4 protein-coding genes are annotated in these 3474 nt (G+C 68.0%); 2 read left to right on the top strand and 2 right to left on the bottom strand.

The window, feature by feature from the left end:
• Window positions 1-130: 130 nt before the first annotated feature.
• Window positions 131-886, top strand: coding sequence for a transposase family protein (locus tag ACFWUY_RS40935; RefSeq protein WP_384121933.1), 756 nt, complete (start codon window positions 131-133; stop codon window positions 884-886).
• On the opposite strand, the gene ACFWUY_RS40940 is transcribed toward ACFWUY_RS40935, so the two are convergent.
• Window positions 878-1525 (bottom strand): flavin reductase family protein, encoded by a 648-nt coding sequence (locus tag ACFWUY_RS40940; protein ID WP_384121935.1) that lies wholly within the window; start codon window positions 1523-1525, stop codon window positions 878-880. The two genes, ACFWUY_RS40935 and ACFWUY_RS40940, sit on opposite strands and share 9 nt — an antisense overlap.
• A gap of 66 nt (window positions 1526-1591) precedes the next feature.
• Between ACFWUY_RS40940 and ACFWUY_RS40945 the strand changes: the two genes are divergently transcribed.
• Window positions 1592-2371, top strand: coding sequence for an ArsR/SmtB family transcription factor (locus ACFWUY_RS40945; RefSeq protein WP_384121937.1), 780 nt, complete (start codon window positions 1592-1594; stop codon window positions 2369-2371).
• Window positions 2372-2569: 198 nt separating this feature from the next.
• Here the strand turns inward: ACFWUY_RS40945 and ACFWUY_RS40950 are convergent, their stop codons facing one another.
• Window positions 2570-3298, bottom strand: a complete 729-nt coding sequence (locus ACFWUY_RS40950) for a hypothetical protein (RefSeq protein ID WP_384121940.1) — start codon at window positions 3296-3298, stop codon at window positions 2570-2572.
• Between the last annotated feature and the right edge of the window lie 176 nt (window positions 3299-3474).

Consider the following 3474-nt stretch of genomic DNA (forward strand, 5'->3'; position numbering starts at 1 on the left):
TCGCATATCTCAATCAGCAGCCAGGGCGCCCCGAAGAGCCGGGCGGCCACTCCTGGCAAGCCACTGAAGACAGCTTCGCGTCAGCCACACCCGGCCCTCCCGGGCCGCCCAACAACTTACGGAGCTTCGCGTGCTCGTCTACCCGTCGTCGATCGACCTGTCCAGTCGCACCCTGCGGTACCTGACTGGACGCCTCGTTGCCCGGCGAGGGGAGATCGGGACCCGGTGGCGGCGTCTGACCGCCGGCCGTCAGGCTCTCCTCGCCCTGGCTCATCTGCGGTGCGGTGACACCTACGCCCAGCTCGCCGCCGGGTTCGGTATCGGCATCGCCACCACATACCGCTACATACGCGAGGCCGTCGACGTACTGGCCTCGCTCGTGCCCACCCTGGCCGAGGCGATGCGCGTCGCGCGGACCAAGGCGTTCGTGATCCTGGACGGCACCCTGCTGCCGATCGACCGGATCGCCGCCGACACCCCGTACTACTCGGGCAAGCACAAACGTCACGGCATGAACGTGCAGGTTCTCACCGACCCGTTCGGCCGCCTGCTGTGGGCCTCGCCCGCGCTGCCCGGCTCCGCCCACGACCTGACCGCCGCCCGCACCCACGGCATCATCGACGCACTCACCGACGCCGACCTCAAGTGCTGGGCCGACAAGGCATACCAGGGCGCCGGCGGCTCCATCCGGGTTCCCTTCCGTGGCCGTCGCCTCAGGCGGTGGCAGCGCCGCCACAACAGCACACACGCCACGATCCGCTGTATTGGCGAGCAGGCCATGGCTACCCTGAAAAGCTGGCGTCTGCTGCGGAGAATCCGCTGCAGCACCAACCTCATCACAGCGATCGTCCAGGCCGTCCTCGTCCTTCACCACGCATCAGCATGAGGTGGGAAAAGGCTCAGTGGGTGTCTGCGAGGTGAAGCAGTGGCCGAGTTCGGGGGCCAGGCCCTGGTAATGGCGGAAGTTGAAGATGAGCGGGCTCCAGAGGGTGGGGTTGATGTGCTGAGTGCCGGGCACGACGATGCGCCGGTCGGCGTGGACGCGTGCGACCGCGCACTCCACGATCAGAAAGTGGCCCTCCGCGTCCGGTGAGCTGCGCCGGACCTGGGCCTCGAGCTGGAGCGGGCACTCGGCGACGCGCGGGGCCCGTACCGTCTCGGACGGTACGGGTGTGAGGCCGGCCGCGGCGAACTTGTCGGGTTCGTAGCGGTAGCCCCGTGCCTGTTTGGCGGCGGGCACGGGAAATGCTCCGGTGAGCGGGGCGAGTCGCTCCACTGCGGCCCAGAGGCCGGGCGACGGAAGGTTGATCACGAGTTCCGGTCGGGTGGCCAGGTTGGCTGCGGTCTGGCTGTCGGCGCCGAGGCCGAGTACCACGGTCTGGCCGAGCGCCCAGGCGGAGGAGACCGGGGTCAGGTTGGCCGAACCGTCCGCGTTCTCGGTGGTCAGCAGGGCGACGGGGGTACCGAAATAGAGGATGCTCGGGGTTATCGCGATGTGTGAGGGCGCGTGTGTCGCTGTCGTCATGGTCTCGAACCCTAGGGTCCGGACCCTTCGTCGGCGGCCGAACTGTCGTCGGGCGAGACCGTAGGGGTGAGCAGCTTCGACGGAACCTACGCAGACGGCCCCGATCTCGCCGAGTTCGCGGGTCTATTGGCGGACCGTACTCGCGCGGCGTTCTGTCTGGCGTTGCTTGACGGCCGTGCCTGGACCGCGTCGGAGCTGGCACACACCGCGGGCGTCGCACAATCCACCGCCAGCGCGCACCTCGACCGGCTGGTGCGGGGCGGCATCCTGGTCGAGGAGCGGCAGGGGCGGAATCGGCTGCTGCGACTGGCGACCGCGGACACCGCCGAAATGATCGAGAACCTGGCCGCCCGGGCACCGTCCCGACCAGTCCCGGTCCGCTCGCTGACTGATTCCAACCGCCGCCGCGCCCTGGCGCACGCCCGTATCCGTTACGACCATCTCGCGGGCGCGCTGGCCGTGGCGATCACCGACGCGATGACCGAACTCGGGCTGCTGGCCTGGGACTACGGACCGGCCCTCACCGCGACGGGCCGGGACTGGCTGCGCGACCTCGGCATCTCCGACGACCGCCCCAACGCCTCCTGGCGACCTCACGTCCGTACGTGCCTGGACTGGACGGAACAGCGCCCTCATCTGGCTGGCGCAGTGGGCGCGGCGCTCTTCCGACACGCGCTGGACTCATCCTGGCTGGTGCACCGGAGCACGACCCGAATGGTCACAGTGACCGATGCGGGCCATACCGCGCTGCGCACGCGGTTCGGCCTCACCGACGATGTGCTCGCCCGTGCAGCGGCACAGGCCAGGGCGTCAAGAGACAGCGGGCTGCCCCCGGGCGACATGTAGAGGGGGGCAGGTCGACAGGCTCGGTGCCCGAGTCAGCTTTCCCACGGCACCGCCGCCATTTCTCCTTGACATTGAGCCCATTCCAACTTCGGACAGCCGCTGATCGACACCGCGTCATGGGCGACTGATAGATCCTTCATGCTCAGGGTGGGCACCGGGGCTATGGGGACGAGCGTGTGCGGTAGCCCTGAACTACCGTTAAGGACCGGAGGAGCCATGCCGCCTTCCGGACTCCTCCGAAACCCATGTGTGCCAGACATGCCGCGTGTTCGGCACCTCGGGACGATCGAGAAGCCAGAGGACGTAGCCGGCGTGAAGTCGTGCCCATGGGTTGTCCGAGGCGGCGGCCGCACTGAGCCTGCGGCGGAGATCCTCACCGTCGACTGCTCGTGCGACACGCACGTACTCGCGGTCCTTGCAGCGGTAGGCCCGCTGGACGACGATCTCGACGAGGTCGATGAGCTTCGCCCTGGTCGGCTGATCATGGTCGGCGACAGCCATGCGGCGGATGAGCGACTGTTTCGTGCTCCACGCTTTTGCGTGCTCTGTCCACTCGCGGGGAAACCGCGCCTCCCACTCCAGAAAGAGAAGCGCATAGGGCAGACCCGGCCCGAGGATACCCTCGACCCCCCACAGCCCTTCAGGCAGGGAATGGTTGCACATGTCTGCATACACCTCGCGAGCCCGCCTGAAGGCCGACTCCCGATACTGCTCCTCCGGCCCCAGTGGCCTTGTGAGATACCACAGCTCGTTCCACCGGTCGAGAGCCGCCCAGGTGTTCTTCCTGGCTCCGTCCAGGTGCGCGAGCGCAGCCGCTCGCTCCGTGGGATCGTCGGCCATGAGGCCAAAGGCCCAGCCCAACCGCGCACGCCAGGCGTCGGCACCGTCGCCACCCGGCCTTGCCCCCGCCGCCAATCCGTTTGTCATGCCGGAGATCATCGCTCAGGCCGCGACGACATACAGCACGCACCACCTCGTAAGAAGCTCGCATCGATGGTGACGAAGGGTGGGCCTTCACCCGTGATGGTGGACACGCGGGTATTGGTCACGCGGCGAGCGTGAGCTTAGCGGTGTGGTGTCGTCGTTCGTATTCGTTGGGGCTG

This window comes from Streptomyces sp. NPDC058664 (assembly GCF_042716635.1).
Lineage (GTDB): Bacteria > Actinomycetota > Actinomycetes > Streptomycetales > Streptomycetaceae > Streptomyces.